Below are 22,673 nucleotides of genomic sequence, written 5' to 3' on the forward strand. Positions count from 1 at the left end.
CCTGTATCTATATGTACTATTGTATATTCTAACCTCAAGTTACCGCAATACTCAGAATTTTTAAACCAAAGGCACTATAGGTAAGCGCCTTGTATGTAAAGGTTTTCTTTATTACGGAGTGATTTTCTTTAAATACTCCTCCAATTGTTCCTTCGTTTGTTCACCTTTAATCTCTTGAATCACCTTACCATCTTTATCAATCAAGAAGCTTGTTGGTAATGGTATTACTCCATACGTTTTTATAATTTCTCCACCTTTATCGATTGCAACAGGGAACTTAAGATCGTATTGTTTCACAAAATTCTTAACAGCAATATCCGTTTCATCTGCATCTAACGCAATGATTTCAACGTCTTTTTCTTTATACTTTGGATATAGTTCATTCATATAAGGCATTTCTTTTTCACAAGGTTTACACCACGTACCCCAAAAGTTTAAAAATACACCTTTTCCCTTAAAATCTTTTAGCTCAATTTTCTTTCCTTCTAAATCTGTCACAACAAAGTTAGGTGCTTCTTTTCCAATTTCCATTTTCTCTTCTTTAGAGAAATATCCTTGATAAAGTGTAAATCCTACAGCACCACATAAAATGAGCAGAATAATAACGCGAAATAATAAGCGATTTTTTTTCATATTGTCTCCCCTCTCTTCGACGAGTGATGAATATATGTATTTTTTAATAAATCACCAGCGGAGCATTCCACTGGTGAAATTTTCACAATATCGATTAGCGAGGCTTTGTAGAAGCCAATGCACGTAATTGTTTTACCTCATGTGGTGTCAATTCTCTTGCATCACCAGGTCGCAGGCTTCCTACTTCTAAGAAAGCATAGCGTTCACGCTTTAGTTTCACTACTTTACAATCTAACACTTCAAACATACGACGTACTTGACGGTTACGTCCTTCATGAATTGTTAATTGTACAATCGCCATTTCTTTACGCTTGTCCCAAGAAATAATCTTCACACGTGCTGGTGCTGTTTTTCCGTCTTCTAACATAACACCGCGTTCTAACATGCGGATTTTTTCACCTGTTAGAGGTCCTTTTATTTTTGCAACATATGTTTTTTCAACTTTATATCTAGGGTGCATTAATACGTTTGCGAAGTCCCCATCGTTTGTCATTAATAATACGCCAGACGTATCATAATCTAAACGTCCGATTGGGAATAAACGTTGTGTAATTTCCGGGAAAAAGTCTGTTACAACACTTCTTCCTTTATCATCTGATACACTTGAAATTACGCCAGTTGGTTTATATAGTAAAAAATAAACAGGTTCTTCTTTTTCAAGAGGGATGTTATTTACTTCTACTTTATCTTGAGGAGTTACTTTCGTTCCTAACTCCTTCACTATTTTTCCGTTAACTTTCACTTTTCCTTGCTGAATTAATTCCTCAGCCTTTCTTCTCGATGCAATACCTGCTTGCGCAATCACTTTTTGTAATCGTTCCATTTCTTTTTTTCACCTCGAATTTATCTTACCTTACATTAGAAAGACTTGGCAACCGCATACGCTTGACGGCTTTTTGCTCCATCTTACTTAAACAACATAGCGATGATAATAAACATATAAAGGTCAAATCATGTTTTTACCTTTTATTATTGTCCATATTTTTCATATTGCTCACAATAAAAGTTCATTATTTTGTCAAAAATACCGCATAAAAAAACCACTATTAAGCAACACCTTAATAGTGGTCGTATACGTATTATAAGCGAAATAGCATAAAAAATGAATAGCATTACTGAAACAATAGAGAAACAAATACAATCGAACAAATAATTCCGATTAAATCGGCAAAAAGTCCTACTTTTAATGCATCTCCCATTTTTCTAATTCCAACAGCTCCGAAGTATACTGTTAAAATATAAAAAGTTGTGTCTGTACTCCCTTGCATCGTAGAAGCCAATCGCCCAATGAACGAGTCCGGTCCATACGTCGCAATTAAATCGGTCGTAATACTTAAACCAGCAGAGCCCGAAATAGGACGTATAAGTGCTAGTGGAACAATTTCTGCTGGGACATGAATTAAATCTAACATCGGCTTCATTACTGATATCATTGCATCTAATGCACCTGAAGCTCGAAATATAGAAATAGATACGAGCATTCCAACCATAAACGGTAAAATAGAGATTGCAATTTGAATCCCTTCTTTTCCTCCCTCAACGAACGATTCATACGTCGGAACTTTCTTTATCGTGCCATATAGAAGGATAAAACCAATGACACAAGGGATTACCCATAATGATATCGTATTGACAATGCTCATTTTTTCCGCCCCTTCCTACTCCTTCTTCGGTAAAAATAGCGGTCAATCCAAATCGCTCCGATCATAGAGAGTACTTGTGCAATGAATGTTACCCCAACAATTTCAGTTGGATTTGCTGATTCATACGTCATTCGAATCGAAATGACGGTCGTAGGAATTAAAGTAATCGCTGATGTATTTAATGCCAAAAACGTTACCATAGAACGGCTCGCCGAATCCTTCCCTCCATTTAACTCTTTCAATTGTTCCATCGCTTTAATGCCAAGAGGGGTCGCTGCATTACCTAAACCAAAAAAGTTTGCCATCATATTTGATAAAATAAATCCCATTGACGGATGATCCTTCGGTATTTCTGGAAACAGCCTTTTTACTATCGGCATAAAAAGTGCCACTAACTTTTTTAACAATCCGGCTTCCTCTGCAATTTTCATTAAGCCGAGCCAAAATACTAAAACACTAATGAGTCCTATACAAATCGTTACCGCATCTTTCGCTCCATCAAATACAGCTTTATTTATTTCTTCCATTGTTCCATTTATCATCGCATACACAATCCCAATGACAGCCATCGCTACCCATACGAGATTAACCATCGTTCCCAACACCTATCATGTAAGAAAAAATTTCTTTCACATTATTCCAGTACATTCCCGTTGTAGCTACTAACTTTCGTTTACTATAAAATAAATTCCGTTCTCCAACTTTCTCATTGCCAACATAAACGTCTGTCTTTCCAACCTTTACTCCATCCACAAGCTTTGCACTTTTATCTAGTTCAACTTTTAATACTACGCTCTTTTTTTCTTCTTCAGTTAAAGGTACTGAAAAACTATTTTTCGTGTAAACATGATTGGCGTATTTCTTTTCGGTTATTTCAGCAAGTGCTCCTTGTCCTAAAACTTTTGTTTGTTCGAAACGGTCAAAACCTTTATCAAATAAATTCATATGATCATCCCAATCACTAGAAGCGCTCAAAGTTACGACAATTAGATCTAGTCCATCTTTTGATGCTGTTGTAACAAGCGTTCTTCCTGCTTTCTTCGTAAAACCTGTTTTTCCCCCTGTTGCAAATTCATAATACGACGTCACAAGTTTATGTTTATTTTTCCACGGATAATCCCACGAATCTGATTTATACGTTTTTGTTCCAAAAATTTTCTTAAAAGTTTCGTTCCCCATTGCATACCTTGTTAAAAGTGCCATATCATAGGCCGACGAATAATGGGATCCATCTCCATCCAAACCATGTGGGTTTGAAAAGTGAGTGTCTTTCATTCCAATTTGTTTCGCCTTTTCATTCATTAAATATACAAACCCTTCTATACTCCCTCCTACATTTTCAGCAATTACTTGTGCTGCATCATTACCAGATCTAAGCATGAGTCCATATACTAAATCCTCTAATTTTACTTTCTGTCCAGGCTTTAAATAAATTGCTGAGCCTTCTACTCTCACTGCTTCATTACTAACCGAGACCATTTCTTTCATTTTTCCTGACTCAGCAGCTAACAAGGCAGTCATAATTTTTGTTATACTAGCAATCTTTTGCGGCTCATGTTCTGCTTTTCCGTATAATACGCGACCTGACTGTTGCTCCATTAATACAGCATTTCGAGCACTAACATTGCTGGTCATCTTTGCATATGTAGGAATTGGTATAACGCTTGCGTACATAATAAGAAGCGTAATGATTACACAAATTCGTCTCATATTTCCCCCCACGTCCTTTTGGCACTTTTTGTACAAGTGTATGCTTGGCCTTTTAAAATATGAACGAAATCTCCCTCTCCTTCCAATAAAAAAGACGCAGAGAACCTGCGTCTAATAAGGTGTCCATTCTATTTGTTTTGCACTTTCAAATCTTTTTTCTACATCCGGCCAATTTACAACATTCCACCAATTTTTAATATATTCATCTTTTCGATTTTGGTATTGTAAATAATACGCATGTTCCCACACGTCTAGTACAAGGAGCGGTATCGTATCCCATTGTGTAAATAATTGATGAAGTGTACTCTGTAAAATTTCTAATCTTCCCGATCGCGGAACCCAAACGAGAATTGCCCATCCTGAACCTTCCACTTTAGAGGCTGCTTCTGTAAAATGTTTTTGAAAACGCAAGAAACTTCCAAAATCTTGTTCAATCCGGTGTGAAAGAGCCCCTCTTGGACTTCCGCCGCCACCTTTTTTCATGTTATTCCAAAATATTGTGTGCAAGTAATGACCTGATCCATGAAAAGCAGCTTCTCTTTCCCAATGCTTAATTAAATCAAATTGATTTGTTTTTCTTGCTTCTTCCATCATCTTCTCTGCCTTATTTAATCCTTCCACGTAACTACGATGATGTTTATCATGGTGTAACATCATAATTTCTCTAGAAATATACGGTTCTAACGCATTATATGGATAAGGTAGTGGTGGGAGTGTATGCCCTCCAATTGGAACAGCTCGTTCACTATCCCCTCTTTCACATAGTTCATATTCCTCTTCCCCCTGCACGAATACTTCCTGCAAATGATGCTGAATATGTTCTACATCATCACTTATTTCATACATAAACTCTGCATCTGTATCATACTCATGCTCTTTCATACGGTCTAATAACGTTTGAATTTTATAAGCAAGCATATGGACATCATACACTTCCATTGCACGGCTATCTAATACGTGAAGAACACTTTCACACCAGCTTTCTACTTCATGAAAGTAATCTGTGAATACACCTTGCTGACTCATGTTACACCTCCTTAATGCTATCCCCTTAAATATATTCAAAGGAAATCTCTTATATAACTGTACAAAAGGAAAAGAAGCTAAGTCCCCTCAGCTTCTTTTTCGCAGTTAATATTTGTGTAACATCTTTGTTTGATAATCAGTCTCATAATATTCTAATTCTTCACGCATCAATTGGAATTTCCCCTCTAAGCTCTTCATTACTTCCTCTACAGATGCAGGTGGTGTTTGTTGAAAAACGATGGAGTTTTTCCCTGTATAAGCAGACCGACTATTTTCATACCAATGATCACTCTTTGGTGAAAAAAACTCTGCAATTACTTGATGATAAATTTTATATAAAATCTTTTCAGCTGCTGTCTTTCGAAATGGCTGGCTATTTAACAAAACAAAACACGCATCATGTCCTTCTTCACAAAAAACGAGAAGACGTCTTATTGACGCTAATAACCCTTTATAATATTGTTCGTTTCCTGCCGGTGTCTCTTCTAATAAAGAAGGCAACGTATGATAATTTACATAATTGGTTATCAAATGAATAACATCTTCTAAAAACATAGAAACTTGTTCTGTTTGATTTTCCACCATTAGATTAGACATTTTTCCCTCTCCTTTTCCAGTTCACTCTATTTCTACTCTTTTATTTTTATGTAATTCAGCCAATATTTCTTGTACTTTCACGACTATTTCCTCATCAAAATATTGTTGGAATTCTTCTATATTATTTAAATACAAACGTTTTTGCATGCGAAGCTCATTCTCTTTCAGTAAACAACAGATCGCTACAATATCCCGCAAATATATGTCTTGATTTTCTACTTTACATACCGGATTTCCTTCAAAAGGAGTAATTTCTTGTACAACTTCTTCAAAATACCGAACATATAAAACAGAAAAGGTTCTTTCTTTATCATTTAATATATATGTCACTTCAGATCTATTAAAAAAATCTTCTGACGTATTAGGTTTTGCTTTCTCTAGCTCATATCCCGCATAACCTATTATAATCATCTACTTCCCCTCTCTTCCTTCTTTCAATTCATTTTAACTTAATTTTCTGACAAACGAAATACTCTTTTAAATATAACCCTTATAAAAAATAGCTTCCTTATACAGGAATTTACCTTTTTATTTTTCTTGAAGTTTGTCATAATAATATTATTGTCTCAGTTTTCTTATACAAGGAGAGTTGTATTTATGTCGTTTTCATGGAAACGTTTCTTACAAATCGGGAAAATTATCTTCCCATTTGTTGTATTAACAATTGTATTCTTTCAAGCAAAAAAAGAATTAGCAGGCATTTCTTTTTTAGAAGCAATCAATACAATTAAAAACATTCCAACCGGAGGAGTCTTTTTAGCCATTACACTTGGTGCATTTGCCGTATCAACAATGTTCTTTTACGACTATGTTATGCTTCGTTATTTAAAAGCTGATATACCTGTCCAAAAGATTTTTCGTATCTCATGGATTGCTAATACCTTAAATGGATTTATTGGATTTGGTGGTCTCGTTGGAGCGGGTGTACGTACGATGCTTTATCGTCCATACATAAAAGAAAATGGCAAGCTGATTAAAAGTATCGCCTGGATGACAACTGCTTTTATTAACGGACTCGCTATTCTTTCATTCCTCGGCCTTATTGGAATATTAGACACAAGTTTTATTTTGCATGAAAAACCGTGGCTATGGCCTGTTTTGATCTTCTTCGCCCTTTTCGTCCCTATATACATTGGCTTTTCTAAACTAAAAAATAGAAAACCAAAGCAAACCGAAGGACAAGATGAACGAGAAGAAGAGAAAAATCCAACTGTTTTATACTCATTAGTTTCATTAGTTGAGTGGGTATCTGCTGGTATTGTTATGTACGTCATACTAATATTATTTGGCATTGATATCGAATTTCAAAAGTTTTTAGGTGTGTATGTAATCGCTGCTTTAGCTGGTGTTGTTAGTCTTGTACCTGGTGGACTTGGTTCATTTGACCTTGTCTTTTTAACTGGGCTCGGACAATATGGCATTGATACAGGCGTATTACTACCTGCTATGTTATTATATCGCCTCGTCTATTACATTTTACCATTCTGCCTTGGTCTTATTTTTGCAGCTTTTGAAATGACAGGCGTGGCCATTAAAAAGTTTGAAGATAAGCCTTTTATTGCGCCTGCATTAGAAACAACTGGTGTTATATGGACTTTGCAGCGTGATTTTCTAGGAAAACTAGGTTCGTGGGCCTCTGCTGCTTTAACAGTATTTGCTGGATTAATGGTTATTTTATCGACCATTCTACCGACAAGTATAAACAGAGCACACGCCTTACATATTCTAGCTCCAAAACATCTTATTCAATTTTCTTTTAGCTTATCACTAACATTCGGTATTCTCCTCCTGATCCTTTCACGAGGCATATATTATGGAACAAAGCGTTCTTACTATATGACGATTATTTCTTTAATCGGAGCAGCTATCTTTAATACGCTAAAAGGGATTGATATTGAAGAAACGTTTATTTTATTAATTGTACTCGCTGTATTATATATGCTTCGTAAAAGATTTGTACGCGAGAAAATGGAAGTCTCACTTTCTGATATCGTAAAAGTTTTTATATTCTTACTTATAACTTTATATTTATATAAAAACTTAGGTATTTTATTTGCAGGTGCAAAAGAAGCTTTTAAACCCGATTTTGTCGTTCGTAATATTACGCAAGTGAAACGAAGTGCATTAGCTGCTGCCTTTTTCGTTCCTACATTTTTATTGATTGGCTCACTCATTGCTAATCGTTATCGAAATGAATTTCCCGGGCAACCAGCTAATGATAAAAGATTGCAAAACTTTTTAGATGAACATGGCGGAAATGTACTTAGTCATTTAGGATTTTTAGGTGATAAACAATTCTTCTTCAGTAGCGATGGGAAAGCGCTCCTTCTCTTCTCTATAACTGGAAAACGTCTTGTTGTACTAGGTGATCCAATTGGAGATCCTTCCTCCTACCGTACTGTGTTACAAGAGTTTTTAGCTGAAGCTGACCGATTTGGATACATTTGTGTATTCTACCAAATCGAAAGTAAATGGATGAGTTTATATCATGATTTTGGTTACAACTTCTTTAAGCTTGGTGAAGAAGCTGTCGTTGATTTGAATACATTTACAATAACAGGAAAAAAACGCGCCGGTATGCGAGCGACTTTCAACCGTTTTGAACGAGAAGGCTATACATTCTCTATTCACCAGCCGCCGTTCTCAGATGAACTATTTGAAGAATTAAAAAAAGTTTCAGATGCGTGGCTCGGTGGAAAAAAAGAGAAAAGTTTCTCACTCGGATACTTTGATCGTGAATATATTAGCCGTGCTCCTATCGCTACATTATCTGATGCAGATGGAAAAATCATTGCATTCACGACATTTATGCCCGTATATCAAGACGGATCATTGTCTGTTGATTTAATGCGGTATTATCCAGATGCACCTAGCGGCATTATGGATGCCATTTTCATCCACCTATTCCAGTGGGCAAAAGAAAATGAATACCACTCCTTTAATATTGGCATGGCGCCACTTTCGAATGTAGGTTTATCGACACAATCTTTCTGGTCTGAACGAGTTGCCGCTGCCATCTTTAATAATGTTCGTTACACATATAGTTTCAGCGGGTTACGACATTTTAAAGAAAAATATAAACCAACATGGAGCGGTAAATATTTAGCATTTAGAAAGAATCATTCTTTACCAATTACAATGCTCTCTGTAACAAAATTAATAGGAAAAAGAAAAAACAGCTAAATAGTTAGCTGTTTTTTCTTTTTTGAACTTGTACAATAAATTCTTTTTCATATTTCTTACCATTTATATAGAAATCTCCCCATATTTTGTACGTTCCTTCAACGGGAAATGTAATACGGTATTGTAATTGCCCCTCTGTATCAACAGGGATTGCATATAAAAAATTTTCTCTCGTTTCATCCACAATATAGAGCGCCTCCACTTCTCCTCTCTCTGCATGTAATTTCAATTTCTCACCCTTTTTCGCTTGAAATTGAAATGTTAACGTCACTGGCTCATTCGGATGCAGTGCACCGAATAAAAGAGAAACTTCATACTCCCCTATTTTTTTTGTAAGTACACTATCGATTGGAAATTTTACTTTTTTCTTATTTTTCTCGTCTATTTCTTTCCCAAAATCTTTCTTCGCAAATGATTGCACAGACTTATTTTTGTCTTCATATAAAAATATTGTATATCCTTCATCTTTCGCTATTTTAGAAGATACTTTATATGATCCATTTCCTGCGAATGTAGGTTTCATTTGTTGTACATGTTTTAATTGTCCGTCTACAATAACTGCCCGAATTTGATCGTTCACACCACGAACTTCGTTATTTTTATTATTTAATAATTGAAATGAAATATTTGCTTTCTCATTTCCTTTTCCATTTGATACATCCCATTTTACTTCCTGAACATCACCTACAGTCTCTGTAGTTTCCTGATACTTTTTTATGTAAAATCCACCTACCACAATAAATAACAAAGCAACAAGTCCAATGACAAGATTTTTCAAAACATCACCTACCATTTTTATAGTCTCTATTCATACAAAACTTCTTTCATATATATTCTAGATTATGATTTATGAAATCCTTCTGTTTTGCACATATTACAAAGGATAAAAAAGATTTTAATTGAAAGGATTCATAGTGTATAATGCAAATGATATTGATTTCTATCAATACATTATAAGGAGGACTTTTCATGAGTGTACATATTGAAGCAAAACAAGGTGAAATCGCTGAATCTATTCTATTACCTGGTGATCCATTGCGTGCAAAATATATTGCTGAAACATTTCTAGAGGACGTTACTTGCTATAATAACGTACGTGGTATGTTAGGTTTCACTGGAACTTATAAAGGAAAACGTGTATCTGTGCAAGGTACAGGTATGGGTGTTCCTTCTATTTCTATTTATGTAAACGAATTAATCCAAAGCTACGGAGTTAAAAATTTAATTCGCGTTGGAACTTGCGGTGCTATTCAAAAAGACGTAAAAGTACGTGACGTTATTATTGCAATGACAGCTTGTACGGATTCTAATATGAACCGTTTAACATTCCCAGGATTTGATTTTGCACCAGCTGCAAACTTCGACCTTCTAAAAAAAGCTTACGATGCTGGAACTGAAAAAGGCCTACACGTTCGTGTTGGTAACGTTTTAACAGCAGATGTATTTTACCGTGAGAGCATGGACATGGTGAAAAAGCTTGGAGATTACGGTGTACTAGCAGTAGAAATGGAAACAACTGCGCTTTACACATTAGCAGCGAAATACGGTGTAAATGCATTATCTGTCTTAACAGTAAGTGATCACATCTTCACTGGTGAAGAAACAACATCTGAAGAGCGTCAAACTACATTTAACGAAATGATTGAAATCGCTTTAGATGCAGCAATTCAACAATAATACATTAAAGAACTCGTCATACGTCTGTCGAGTTCTTTTTATGTGACTTTTTATTAAAAACTACTTTCGGAAGAGACAGATTTTCTCCTCTACTTTTTTGTACCATTTGTTATAATAAAGAAATCATTTACAGTATTTCTCACAAGAGGTGACGCAGTGAAAAACAGAAGTATCGTCTTTAAACTATTTTTATTAACATCGACATTATTTACAATCATATTCCTCCTTTTTTTCTTAGGACAATCTCTATTTTTAGAGAAATTTTATATTAATAAAAAAGTAAAAACAGTTCAAACTGCTTTTGAGGATTTCGTAGATACGTACGAAAAAAGTGGGAAAAGTTATGAAGAAATTCGAAAACTAAAACAAGAATTTCATGATAAAACAAATGCTGATATGCAATTTCTATCTCCTGAAGGCATTATTAAAAGTGACAACAATTACTATATCGATGTAATTAATCCTAAAAATAGTGAAGCATATTCCATTCCGCTCAATAATCTTTTAACGCCCGAAGAATATAAAAAATTTGAAAACTTAGGATTGAAAAAAGATGACATGATCAACGTCGTCGGTTGGGTACGAGGGAAAATAATAACACCACTAGAATTGACAACAAGTTATAATCGATGGCAAAACGAACGTATCAATTCAGATTTTTCATCCATTAATGGCAATCCTTCTAAAAATAGAATTACAAGCCGATACAAACCTGTGACTCAAATTGAGTTTACTGGTATTGTTTCTAAGTTACAGCTTCCATCCAAAGCGGATGTTCGTCTTGCAAATGATTTTGAAACATTACAAGCCGTTCAATATTTTGCAGATATTATTAGAAATGGTACTGCTAACTCGCATCAATTAAGCTATTTTCTACTAGATAGTGAAGAGAATATAAAAAATAGCATCTTTGTAAAGCCTATTATGGAAAATGGAAAGATTACAGAATATGCTTTTGCGATAGCATCCTTGCAACCTGTTAATGAAGCGATGCTCGTTTTGAAAGATTATTATGTCTATGCCTTAATCATCGTATTTCTCGTAATTATTTTGTTATCCTTCTACTACTCAAAAATTATTGTGAAACCATTAATTAAAATGAATCGTGTTACAAAAAAAATGGCCAATTTTGATTTTAGCGAGAAATTACCTGTAACAGCAGATGATGAAATTGGCGGACTTTCCGGTAGTATTAATACGTTATCTGTAAACTTAAAAGACCGAATTGATCGATTAAATGTTGCCAATACAAAATTACAACAAGATATTGAACGTGAACGTCAATTAGAAAAAACGCGGAAAGAATTCATCTCTGGTGTATCACACGAATTAAAAACACCGCTCAGTGTAATTAGAAGTTTTGCAGAAGGAATTAAAGATGGCGTTAGTAAAGATACGACGTATTACACAGATGTTATTTTAGAAGAAACAGAAAACATGAACAGACTTATTGTTGAAATGTTAGAGTTAGCAAAATTAGAATCAGGTACGTACAAACTAGATATGACGACATTCTCAATCGGTGAATTAATTCAACAAGTCTATACAAAATTATTATTTAGCATGGAGGAAAAACATTTACAAGTGAATATAGATGTAGACCCTTCTATATTTGTGAAAGCGAATCGTAGTCGAATTGAACAAGTAGTTGTGAACTTACTTAGCAATGCAATTCGCTATACGCCAGATGGAGAAAAAATACAAGTCTCCGTTATAGAAATGGAAGATACAGTAAAAGTTGAAATCGAAAACACAGGAAACCCTATTCCAGAAGACAGTCTTGAAAAAATTTGGGATCGTTTCTACCGTTTAGATGCATCGCGTAGCCGTCATACTGGTGGTACTGGTCTTGGATTATCTATTGTTAAAAATATTTTAGACCTACACCATGCCGAGTACGGTGTATATAATACGACTAATAGTGTTGTATTCTACTTTAATTTACAAAAAGTAAAAGAAGTCAAATAATTTGTCTTAATTTCACTAGGAGTTCACATGAAATTCACACTCTCCCTTTATAGTAAGAAACAAGTTAATCCTTTCCTTTACACATATAAAAGAGGAGAGTGCGTGAAATGAAACAAGCAGGACAACCTATTCAAAATGAAAAACAATTAGAAACTATCAAAAATATACTTTTACAATCTTCGAAACGTGATGGCTTATTATTCGTATTAGCTGTAAATTCTGGCTTAAAAGTAAGTGAAATCTTACAATTAAAAGTTAGTGATGTAATCGATGAAAATGAAAATGTTCGCCATTCCATTTTATTTTACAATGAAAAAGTAAAGAAACATAAATGGTTCGCTGTAAATGAAGACTTACAGCACGCGATCGAAGACTACATGAAAGAACGTAAAACTTGGAAACGTAATGAACCATTGTTAAAGTCTCAAAAAGGAACAAAATCTATTACGAGACAACATGCGTGGTACATTTTAAACAAAGCTGCAAAAGAAGTTGGATTAGAAGGGATTAGCTCACATACACTTCGAAAAACTTGGGGATATTGCGCATACAAATCAGGTGTTGATATCGCATTTTTACAACACTTCTTTGATCATAGTACTCCATCAAAAACTTTAAAGTATATCGGTATTGCTTAATAACTCTTATACATAAAAAAGGTTACCATTTATAAATGGTAACCTTTTTTATGTTTCACATTCTCTTTTCTTGTCTCTCCTATATTGTAGTGGTACTCTAATAGTAAGGGGGAGAAATTATGAACACTTTAACAATTGAATTACCGAAAGAAACGGCTGAAAAACTTGATTTATTGAAACAAGCTTATGAAAAGAAAACAGGTGCTTCTATTTCTGAGAGTACTCTTGTTCAAACACTTATCTCAAAAGAATTTATCCAAGCGATAACTCCTTTTGATTTACAACAATTCATCACTAGCAAAGAACAGCATTAATTGCTGTTCTTTTTTTATACGTTATCAGGAGTTTGCTAGAAATTTACCTCGAAACAACTCATTACTTCAGCCAAACTTCTATTAGAGATCTCCCTATCGCTCCTATCTCCTAAAAAGTTTTTTATTTATTTTTAGGAAAACTATTGACAATGATAATGATAACCATTATCATTTATTACGAAGCCAACAATTGATGAATCAACCAAACGCTCAGTAACATTGTTACCCCTCTTTTTCATATAGAAAGGCACTGTACATTCCCCCTGTTTGTACAGTGCCTTTCTTGTTTATTATCACTCAAACAAATTTAATTGCTCAGGCTTTGGCTCACCATATGTAATGTTCATCATTTTCATAAGCTGTTTCGCATTATCAGCTGCATCTCCGCCTGAATTATTGTTAAATAATACGTATATGTCCTTTGTCTTCTTTTTTAATTGTTCTAGTCTTTCTACCCATTCTTCTAATTCTTTATTGTTGTAGCGATATAAGCAACGAACCGCTCTCCAATTTTCCCCTTTATCAAGCCAGCCATGAACATTTCGGCCATGAAAACGTATTAACACCATCTCTGCATTCGTTACTTCTAATACGAGCGGTACTGACCCCATCCCTGCCTGTGGCTCATCACAAATTGTATGAATCCATTTCTCCTGCTCTAGAAACTGTAACGTCTTATCTCTCATTTCTGGATAAAACCATGTTTGATTTCGAAATTCTATCGCACACGGCAAACCTTCCATTTTTTCTTTCGTATATCGGAGAAAATCTACATTCTTCTTTTTACAATCAAACCATGGTGGATATTGAAATAAAATCATTTTTAATTTACTAGCTTCAATTAAAGGAAGAATAGATTGTTTATATACATCAAACATCTCATCGAACGTAGAAAAAGGAATCTCTCCTTTCATATGTCCTGTCATTCCTTGATATGCTTTTACGATAAAAGAAAAATCTTTCGGTGTTTCCATTGCCCATTTTGTATAATTTCGTTCAGGTTGCATCGCATAAAATGAACTGTCCACTTCTACTATAGGAAAATACTCACTATATGTTCGTAATTTATTTCTATTTTCATAGGGGTCTATATATAAAGAATCATGATCTCCCCACCCTGTTACTCCAATGAAAAGCAAATATATTCCTCCCTTTTTCACTTCACTTTCTATCCATTCTACCCACTTTCTGAACACTTTGACCAATCAATTTCATTAAGTAGTCCCATCTTTAAGAGTATTCATATAAAAATATGATATACTAGATGGAAGAATTTTTAAATTGAGGGGTTATTTATTTATGCTTCCAAACGATGATATTATATCTCATGAAAAACGAATAGAAGAACTAGAGAATAAAGTACGTTTTTATGAAGAACTTGTAAATCAATTACCACATCATTTCACATATAAAAATCCACATATTGGTTTACAAATAAAGAAAACGAGATCGACTCATTCCATTCAAAACATACAAAAAGAGAATAAAGAGGCTGACTTTCAACTTACTTGCGATTCATTATTTTTATTTAAACAACTTGAAACATACTTTATTCATATTTTTGATGCTTTTTCACATCATGTAACCTTTGTTGATAATAAAGGAAATATAACTTTATGTAATCAGGCTGCAGCAGATGATTTTGGTGTAGTACGAAATGATATAATTGGAAAACCAATTCAACAATTACTAAAATTGCCTGAAGAAAAAATTAAAGCTCTAGAAACATTAAGAACAGGCACAGAAATATATAATGAAGAAGTTTTAGACAAAAACTATGGCATTTTAAATAACCGAATTATTCGTGATTATAACGGAGAGATTTTTAGGGTTATTAGTGTTTTTCATTATTTAAACACAGAACGTGATGCAGAAAAATTTTCGTTAGCAGGGCGAATCGCGGCTGGTATTGCGCATGAAGTACGTAATCCTCTTACAACCGTACGAGGATATTTACAATTTTTACAAGAAAATGTTTCTCCATCTAATAAAGAACTATTTAAAAACTTACTTATTCCTGAATTAGATCGCGCAAATAGCATCATTACAAAATTTTTATCTATTTCAAAAACACGGGAATTTACAAGAGAACCCTTTCCCATTAATACGTTTTTACGTGAGTATATTCAACAGTTACTAGCTAGTGAAGTCTTTTTACATAACATTTCAATTGATTATAATTTTTCTACCGAATTAGATGATATTTTAGTTCATATTGATCGTCATGAACTTGTGCAAGTTTTTTTAAACTTATTCCAGAACGCTGTCGATGCTCAAGGAGAAAAAAAACTTTCTATACAAATTACTAGTTACCGTCTTGATAATTTTGTTCGTATTACTTTCACTGATAATGGGACTGGTATTCCACCAGCGATTCAAGAATATATCTTTGATCCATTCTTCTCAACAAAAGATTCCGGTACAGGACTCGGCTTGGCAGTAACGAAAAAAATTATTCAAAATCATAATGGTACATTAAAAATGACTAGCAATGAAGATGGTACTACTTTTACTATTTCAATTCCAATCTTACCTAAAACAGCCCTTGAAAGATTAAATCAAGACAAATAAAATCCAATCCACGAACTGCATGTCAATTGTTAAATCCCTTAACAATCGACATGCAGTTTTTTATGTTGAACTTTTCTTCTTTACATTATATGAAACCTTCTCTATATCTTACTTATTTGTTTGCCAAGCGGGCCAATTTCTTATTTTTTTAGAAATGGTAGTTTGTCCATCACGAATTCAGTATAAATTTCATTTTAATATATAGTAATGACTATTGATTCTATGAAAGAAAGGAATGAAAAGATGAACAATAAAAATAAAGGAAAAGTATTTTATGGTAATGACTGTTGCGAAGTCAGAGCTTGTAGTCATATTAACATCTCTAAGTCCGAACTTACAGAATTTGTTAGACTCCTTCAAGTTCTTGGCCAAGCTATTCAAGCTGTCTTTCAGAACCCTTCTCAAACTAATATCGATAACTTGATAGCTGCGCTCAATAACTTACAAAAGTTCCTCAATTGCTTAGATTTATCCCCAGCACAAAAACAAATTGGAAATTCTATCATTGCTAATCTATTAACTATTTTAAGAACAACACCTTTCTCATGCGGAGCATTATACGTTGAACTACAAAGTCTGCTTAATTATTTATTGTATATCGCTAAGTTATTCAAAGTAGATTGTTGTACGACCGACAAACTAGTTAAACTCATAACAGAGATCCAAGCTATCCTAGTTCAATACGGATCAGGTTGTCTTGGAGGCGGAGGCGCTACCGGTGCTACCGGTGCTACCGGTGCTACTGGCGCTACTGGTGCTCAAGGACCTCAAGGCGCAACAGGTGCTACTGGTGCTCAAGGACCTCAAGGTGTTCAAGGGCCAGCGGGGGCTACTGGACCTCAAGGGCCTCAAGGTATTCAAGGGCCAGCAGGGGCTACCGGTGCTACTGGACCTCAAGGCGTTCAAGGACCAGCGGGGGCTACTGGCGCTACTGGTGCTCAAGGACCTCAAGGCGTTCAAGGGCCTGCAGGGGCTACTGGCGCTACTGGTGCTCAAGGACCTCAAGGCGTTCAAGGGCCAGCGGGGGCTACTGGCGCTACTGGTGCTCAAGGACCTCAAGGCGTTCAAGGGCCAGCGGGGGCTACTGGCGCTACTGGTGCTCAAGGACCTCAAGGCGTTCAAGGGCCAGCAGGCGCAACAGGGGCTACTGGCGCTACTGGACCTCAAGGGCCTCAAGGTATTCAAGGGCCTGCAGGGGCTACCGGTGCTACTGGCGCTACTGGACCTCAAGGCGTTCAAGGGCCTGCAGGGGCTACTGGCGCTACTGGTGCTCAAGGACCTCAAGGTGTTCAAGGGCCAGCGGGGGCTACTGGCGCTACTGGTGCTCAAGGACCTCAAGGTGTTCAAGGACCTGCGGGGGCTACTGGCGCTACTGGTGCTCAAGGACCTCAAGGCGTTCAAGGGCCTGCAGGGGCTACTGGCGCTACTGGGCCTCAAGGTGTTCAAGGGCCTGCAGGGGCTACTGGCGCTACTGGTGCTCAAGGACCGGCAGGCGCAACAGGTGCTACTGGTGCTACTGGTGCAACCGGACCAGCGGGTACACCAATTCCTGTAACAATCGCGGCAATCGGAAACTCAAATCCACAAACTATATCACCTGGAACAAACCTTCAATTCAATCAAGTGTTTGAATTAACTAATATCTCTTTCAATGATACTTCAGATACTTTAACAATTTTAGAAACAGGCGTATATGATATTAGTTTCTCAGCGTCTACAACTTTCCCAGGGTCTTCACCATTTGGATTCGGTATTTCATTCAATGGTCAACCACCTACTCGTAATTTCTCAACTAACGTTATCGGTAGTGCTGTTTCTTTCTCTACAATTGTTACTTTACAAGCTGGTACAACGATTTCTATACAGCCTACAGCAAACACTATTTCTATTCCTAACACAGGCGATACAACCGCAACACTATCTGTATTCCGAATTTACTAATTTTCGCTTAAAAAGTATATTTATAATAATATGTATCGTTTAACCGTGCATTAAATCTCTCTTTATATAGAAAGGAGCACTTATTTGGGAGGATAAGTGCTCCTTCTTTACGTTTCTTTACCTCAAATTTACTCTATCTTAATCCTTATTTTGTATGATAAATAGTGAAGTCAAAGATATGAAAGAGGGATGAAAATGAGAGTTATGTCACTAATACGTATTTGGTTTGCACTTATGGTATGCATTATTTTATGTGTAGGATTTTTCTTAACTCTAAAATATTCCACTATATCAAAAGCAGAGAAAAAAACTACTCCATACAAACTTCTATATACGAAACAAAGTAACATCCCTTATTCCAACGCCACAAAGAATGAAAAAAAAGTTATAAAAGGAATGCTTATTACGAAAGCTTCTAGTTCCGAGGCGTTGCTCCAGATTGCTGAAACGATTAAAAATCAGTATACAAATAAAAAAATCGATGAAATTACACTTTCTATCCACAATGAAAATAACGGTAATTACGAAGAAGAATTACCTTACGAACCTATTAGTAAAGGCAAAATAATCGTAACATACGATTCCGAATCCTTTGGCAGTACGAATATTGTACTTAACGAGTAATCTCATGTATCTCAACGGATATGGATTAATAGCTAATTAAGATAGACAAAAATCTCTACCGATTAAAATTTTATTTTGTTTTCATACAAAATAAGAGGCGAATTTTTTTATTCGCCTCTTTCTTTTACCAAAATGAAGGAATCCATTCTTTCACTTTATCAAGCCACTCTTGTTGCTCTTGTTTTCGTTGTTGTTCCTCTTCTTTCCTTCTCTTCTCTTCTTCTTTTCTTCGTTTTTCCTCTTCTATTGTAGTCAATTGTTTTTTATAATCAGCCTCAGATATGAGCGATAACTGGAATGCTTTTTGAGCTGGATTTGCGTTCGCTTTTTTCATAATATCCCGGAACATTGTCGTCGTAATTTGACTACCACCCGGAACATAATGATCGCTATCGGTTTTATCATATCCTACCCAAATCGCACCTACTAAATCTGGTGTGTATCCAACAAACCATGAGTCCTTTGCACCGGTGCTCGGGCCATTTACAATTTGAGTAGTTCCTGTCTTACCTGCCGTATCAACATTAGTAACTTTTGCCTTTTCGCCCGTTCCCTTTTCGACAACACCTTTTAATAAATATGTCATTTTTTGAGAAACTTTCTCACTCGTCACTCGTGTCTCTTTCTTATACCACTTTCCAAGCGTTTCACCTTCAGCATTTTGTATCTCCCTAATTGCATGAGCTTCCACTTGGACTCCGTCATTTGCAAATGTACTGTATGCTTGAGCCATTACAAATGGAGATGTCCCCACATGCATACCGCCTAAAGCAATAGGATACGTACGATCTTCCGGCACTAATGGAATACCAAATCGCTCTAAAGATTTCAATCCTTTATCTAATCCAATTTGTTCTAATAGCCACACAGCTGAAACATTATACGACTTTGCTACGGCTTCATACATTGTCACATCACCGTGAAAAGTATGATCGCTATTTTGTGGTTTATATTCTTTAATGTTAAATGGTTCATCTTTTAATATATCGTATACTTCATATCCTTGTTCTAACGCTGGTACATATACAGCCAAAGGTTTTAACGTTGAGCCCGGTTGTCTTTTTAATTGGGTTGCATGGTTAAACTGTAAAAACTGATACGGCCCTCTGCCTCCAACTAAAGCTGGTATACCACCTGTTTTGGGATTCATAAGAACTACACCCGTTTGCATGAGTTGGTCTGAGCCACTATCTTTGAAATAACTATCATTATTCACAACGTCTTCTACGGCCTGTTGTTTTTTCGGGTCAAGCTCTGTATAAATACGATAACCACCTGCTAAAATTTCATTTTGTGTTAATTCGTACTTGTCCATCGCCTCTCTAACAATATAGTCTACATATTGAGAGTATTTTCCCTTGTATTTATCATCAACGCCACGTTTTAACACAAGTCCACTCTCTTTTTCTTTATTATACTGTTCGTCCGAAATATACCCTTGCTCTTTCATTAAACTTAATACGACATTACGTCTTTCAATTGACTTGTTAAAGTTTTTATAAGGTGAATACGCAGATGGTGCTTTAATCAAGCCCGCAATCGTTGCTGCTTCTGAAATTGTTAAATCTTTTACATCTTTATCAAAATAAGATTTAGCTGCTCTTTTTATACCCCAAGCACCTTCACCAAAATAAATTTGGTTCATATACATTTCAATGATTTCATCTTTCGTATACGTACGCTCTATTTTTTTTGTTAAAAAATATTCCTTAATTTTTCGAGAGTATGTGCGGTCTTGTGTCAGAAATACATTTTTCGCAAGTTGTTGTGTAATTGTACTTCCCCCTGCTACAACTTCTCCTGCTGTAATATTTTTAAAAACTGCACTTATAATTCCACTATAGTAAATCCCGTGATGGTTAAAAAATTCCTTATCTTCTACTGCAACAATGGCCTGAACCATAATATCAGGAATATCTTTCTTTTTTACGCCTTCTGTTTTAGAAGAAGCTAATTTAGTCGCAACTTCATTATTTGCATCATAAATTAAGGTCGGCTGCGGAACAGCTTGCTTTAATTCAGATATGTCTTGAATAGAAATTATTATATTTATAGCAATAAATAGAGTAGCGAGCAAACTTCCTAATACAATTAATGAATTACGAAGCTTCTTCCTCTTGTTGAACCACTCCTGCATTTTTTTTAAGTGAGTGTTCTTCAATTTCATTCGTTCACTTCCTTCGTTTGTTTACACTCTTCTTTTCAAAAGGAAGAATATACCTCCTTTTAAATTTATTATAATAACGTAGTCTTTCCTGTAGTGTAAAGCTTTTCTTTCACATTCATACTTTTTGCAAGAAAAGGACATTCTACAAGTAAGATATTCAATATTGATTATTAATATTATTAATACAACAATAAGAGTTATGTTAAGTTTTTGTAAACTTTTCGATAAAATGTTTTAAAAAACGACAGTTTTTTGTTAGAATTGACTAGCCAATATATTTTACATATATTACTTTTGTGGGGGTAACTAATAATGGTCTTTAAATCAAAAAAAGATAAATTTTCTGAAATGTTAATGAATGTTTCCGAAAATTTAAAAGAAGGCGCGCAGTTTTTCGTGGAGTATAAAATTAAAAATGCTAGCGATTTAAAAGAGTTTTCTATGCGCATGAAAGAGTATGAGTCAAAAGGTGACTCATTTATTCACGAAATCATTATGGAGCTAAATAAAGCGTTTATTACTCCTATTGAACGTGAGGACATCCTACAGCTTGCAATGAGTATGGATGATGTATTAGACGGATTAGATCATAGTGCTGGTCTATTCGAAATGTATTCTATTACAGAAGCTGATGAATACATGATTAAATTCGTAGAAGCAATTAATCAATGTGCGATTGAAATTGCAAACTCTGTTGAATTAATGTCTAACAAAAAATTAGTCGACATTCGTACAAATGCGATTAAGATTAAAGATTATGAATCACAATGTGATGATATTCGCCGTCACGCGATTAAGCACTTATTCTCTCGTGAAAAAGATCCAATTAAGATCATTCAATACAAAGAGATTTACGAAGAGCTTGAAGAAGTAGCGGATAGCTGCCAAAGCGTTGCAAACGTATTAGAAACAATTATTATGAAGAACGCGTAAGGAGTTTGATCATGGATACACTCTTGATACTGACCGTTTTAGTAGTCATTTGCGCTTTAGCTTTTGACTTTATTAATGGATTTCACGATACAGCAAACGCTATTGCAACGGCTGTTTCAACGAAAGCTCTAAAGCCTAGACATGCAATTATTATGGCAGCTATTATGAACTTTTTAGGTGCGATGACATTTACAGGTGTAGCAAAAACGATTACAAAAGATATCGTTGATCCGTTCGCTTTACAAAATGGTTCTCTTGTAATTTTAGCCGCTTTACTTGCAGCAATAGCATGGAATTTGATTACTTGGTACTACGGTATTCCAAGTAGTTCTTCGCATGCAATCATTGGCTCCATCGCAGGTGCAGCTATCGCTGCTGCTGGTTTTAGTTCATTAAACTTTAAAGGATTCATAAAAATTATTGAAGCTTTAATCATTTCACCAATTATCGCATTTGTTATTGGTTATATCGTATACAGTATTTTTAAAGTCGTCTTTAAAAACTTTAATTTAACGAAGACGAACAAAAACTTCCGTATATTCCAGATTTTCACTGCTGCATTACAAGCTTATACACATGGTACGAATGATGCGCAAAAAGCAATGGGAATTATTACAATGGCTCTTATGGCGAATAGTTATCATACTTCTAGCGACATCCCGTTCTGGGTACAATTATCTTGTGCCATTGCAATGGGTCTTGGTACTTCTGTCGGCGGATGGAAAATTATTAAAACTGTCGGTGGACAAATTATGAAAATTCGTCCTGTAAATGGTGTAGCTGCTGATTTATCATCATCTCTTGTTATTTTCGGGGCAACATTCATTCACTTACCAGTTAGTACGACGCACGTTATCTCCTCTTCTATTTTAGGGGTTGGTGCTTCTCATCGTGTAAAAGGTGTAAAATGGGGAACTGCAAAACGCATGTTAATTACTTGGGTTATCACACTTCCTATTTCAGCTTCATTAGCTGCTTTATTTTATTCTTTATTACACTTAATCTTTTAATTAAAAGTCGTCTTCCTTATTTTTCTAGGAAGACGACT

The 22,673-nt window shown here is 35.3% G+C and carries 21 protein-coding genes; 10 read left to right on the forward strand and 11 right to left on the reverse strand.

What is annotated here, in order from left to right:
* Positions 1–111 precede the first annotated feature (111 nt).
* The 8 genes from resA to QCI47_RS20715 form a co-directional block, all read right to left on the reverse strand.
* Positions 112–633, reverse strand: coding sequence for a thiol-disulfide oxidoreductase ResA (resA, locus tag QCI47_RS20680; RefSeq protein ID WP_309422591.1), 522 nt, complete (start codon positions 631–633; stop codon positions 112–114).
* 94 nt (positions 634–727) lie between these two features.
* Positions 728–1,456: a 23S rRNA pseudouridine(2605) synthase RluB gene (rluB, locus tag QCI47_RS20685; RefSeq protein ID WP_061130455.1), complete on the reverse strand. Its 729-nt coding sequence runs from the start codon at positions 1,454–1,456 to the stop codon at positions 728–730.
* Positions 1,457–1,745: 289 nt separating this feature from the next.
* A complete protein-coding gene (gene spmB / locus QCI47_RS20690) occupies positions 1,746–2,276 on the reverse strand; it encodes a spore maturation protein SpmB (RefSeq protein ID WP_000029510.1) in 531 nt (176 codons plus the stop codon).
* Complete coding sequence (spmA, locus tag QCI47_RS20695) at positions 2,273–2,869, reverse strand: spore maturation protein SpmA (protein WP_000247808.1); 597 nt, start codon at positions 2,867–2,869, stop codon at positions 2,273–2,275. Before spmA ends, spmB begins: the two co-directional genes overlap by 4 nt.
* On the reverse strand, positions 2,862–3,986 hold the full coding sequence (dacB, locus tag QCI47_RS20700) for a D-alanyl-D-alanine carboxypeptidase DacB (protein WP_001252622.1): 1,125 nt from the start codon (positions 3,984–3,986) through the stop codon (positions 2,862–2,864). Before dacB ends, spmA begins: the two co-directional genes overlap by 8 nt.
* A gap of 111 nt (positions 3,987–4,097) precedes the next feature.
* Entirely contained in the window at positions 4,098–5,012 is a 915-nt protein-coding gene (locus tag QCI47_RS20705; protein ID WP_000082669.1) for a superoxide dismutase, read from the reverse strand.
* Between the two features lie 105 nt (positions 5,013–5,117).
* Positions 5,118–5,609 (reverse strand): YpuI family protein, encoded by a 492-nt coding sequence (locus tag QCI47_RS20710; protein ID WP_000067567.1) that lies wholly within the window; start codon positions 5,607–5,609, stop codon positions 5,118–5,120.
* A 21-nt stretch (positions 5,610–5,630) separates the two neighbouring features.
* Complete coding sequence (locus QCI47_RS20715) at positions 5,631–6,020, reverse strand: hypothetical protein (protein ID WP_000583786.1); 390 nt, start codon at positions 6,018–6,020, stop codon at positions 5,631–5,633.
* 186 nt (positions 6,021–6,206) lie between these two features.
* On the opposite strand from QCI47_RS20715, the gene mprF reads away from it, so the two are divergent.
* Positions 6,207–8,792 carry a bifunctional lysylphosphatidylglycerol flippase/synthetase MprF gene (mprF, locus tag QCI47_RS20720; RefSeq protein ID WP_000010860.1) on the forward strand — a complete coding sequence of 862 codons (2,586 nt, stop codon included), beginning with the start codon at positions 6,207–6,209 and terminating at the stop codon, positions 8,790–8,792.
* Between the two features lie 4 nt (positions 8,793–8,796).
* Here mprF and QCI47_RS20725 read toward each other — a convergent pair whose 3' ends face one another.
* On the reverse strand, positions 8,797–9,585 hold the full coding sequence (locus QCI47_RS20725) for a hypothetical protein (RefSeq protein WP_073536390.1): 789 nt from the start codon (positions 9,583–9,585) through the stop codon (positions 8,797–8,799).
* Positions 9,586–9,761: 176 nt separating this feature from the next.
* On the opposite strand from QCI47_RS20725, the gene deoD reads away from it, so the two are divergent.
* From deoD to QCI47_RS20745, 4 genes are all read left to right on the forward strand, one after another.
* Positions 9,762–10,469, forward strand: a complete 708-nt coding sequence (gene deoD, locus QCI47_RS20730; RefSeq protein ID WP_000110707.1) for a purine-nucleoside phosphorylase — start codon at positions 9,762–9,764, stop codon at positions 10,467–10,469.
* Positions 10,470–10,625: 156 nt separating this feature from the next.
* Positions 10,626–12,437, forward strand: coding sequence for a sensor histidine kinase (locus tag QCI47_RS20735; protein WP_000797491.1), 1,812 nt, complete (start codon positions 10,626–10,628; stop codon positions 12,435–12,437).
* A 107-nt stretch (positions 12,438–12,544) separates the two neighbouring features.
* Positions 12,545–13,075, forward strand: a complete 531-nt coding sequence (locus QCI47_RS20740; protein WP_000806236.1) for a tyrosine-type recombinase/integrase — start codon at positions 12,545–12,547, stop codon at positions 13,073–13,075.
* A gap of 119 nt (positions 13,076–13,194) precedes the next feature.
* On the forward strand, positions 13,195–13,389 hold the full coding sequence (locus tag QCI47_RS20745) for a DUF3924 family protein (protein WP_001094859.1): 195 nt from the start codon (positions 13,195–13,197) through the stop codon (positions 13,387–13,389).
* A 293-nt stretch (positions 13,390–13,682) separates the two neighbouring features.
* On the opposite strand, the gene QCI47_RS20750 is transcribed toward QCI47_RS20745, so the two are convergent.
* Positions 13,683–14,528 carry a DUF72 domain-containing protein gene (locus QCI47_RS20750; RefSeq protein WP_061130452.1) on the reverse strand — a complete coding sequence of 282 codons (846 nt, stop codon included), beginning with the start codon at positions 14,526–14,528 and terminating at the stop codon, positions 13,683–13,685.
* Positions 14,529–14,688: 160 nt separating this feature from the next.
* Between QCI47_RS20750 and QCI47_RS20755 the strand changes: the two genes are divergently transcribed.
* The 3 genes from QCI47_RS20755 (at position 14,689) to QCI47_RS20765 (ending at position 18,525) form a co-directional block, all read left to right on the forward strand.
* On the forward strand, positions 14,689–15,960 hold the full coding sequence (locus QCI47_RS20755; protein WP_061130457.1) for an ATP-binding protein: 1,272 nt from the start codon (positions 14,689–14,691) through the stop codon (positions 15,958–15,960).
* Positions 15,961–16,203: 243 nt separating this feature from the next.
* Positions 16,204–17,901 carry a Gly-Xaa-Xaa repeat protein gene (locus QCI47_RS20760; protein WP_353812015.1) on the forward strand — a complete coding sequence of 566 codons (1,698 nt, stop codon included), beginning with the start codon at positions 16,204–16,206 and terminating at the stop codon, positions 17,899–17,901.
* A 195-nt stretch (positions 17,902–18,096) separates the two neighbouring features.
* Positions 18,097–18,525: a hypothetical protein gene (locus tag QCI47_RS20765; protein WP_001265559.1), complete on the forward strand. Its 429-nt coding sequence runs from the start codon at positions 18,097–18,099 to the stop codon at positions 18,523–18,525.
* A 124-nt stretch (positions 18,526–18,649) separates the two neighbouring features.
* Here QCI47_RS20765 and QCI47_RS20770 read toward each other — a convergent pair whose 3' ends face one another.
* Positions 18,650–20,692, reverse strand: a complete 2,043-nt coding sequence (locus QCI47_RS20770) for a transglycosylase domain-containing protein (protein WP_000769282.1) — start codon at positions 20,690–20,692, stop codon at positions 18,650–18,652.
* Positions 20,693–21,004: 312 nt separating this feature from the next.
* Here QCI47_RS20770 and QCI47_RS20775 point away from each other — a divergent pair, with 312 nt between their 5' ends.
* Together QCI47_RS20775 and QCI47_RS20780 are read left to right on the forward strand one after the other, a co-directional pair.
* Positions 21,005–21,625 (forward strand): DUF47 domain-containing protein, encoded by a 621-nt coding sequence (locus tag QCI47_RS20775; RefSeq protein ID WP_000231448.1) that lies wholly within the window; start codon positions 21,005–21,007, stop codon positions 21,623–21,625.
* Positions 21,626–21,636: 11 nt separating this feature from the next.
* Positions 21,637–22,635, forward strand: a complete 999-nt coding sequence (locus QCI47_RS20780) for an inorganic phosphate transporter (protein ID WP_000380271.1) — start codon at positions 21,637–21,639, stop codon at positions 22,633–22,635.
* Positions 22,636–22,673: the final 38 nt, after the last annotated feature.

It is taken from the genome of Bacillus cereus group sp. RP29 (assembly GCF_040459765.1).
GTDB classification, from domain to species: Bacteria; Bacillota; Bacilli; order Bacillales; family Bacillaceae_G; genus Bacillus_A; species Bacillus_A paranthracis.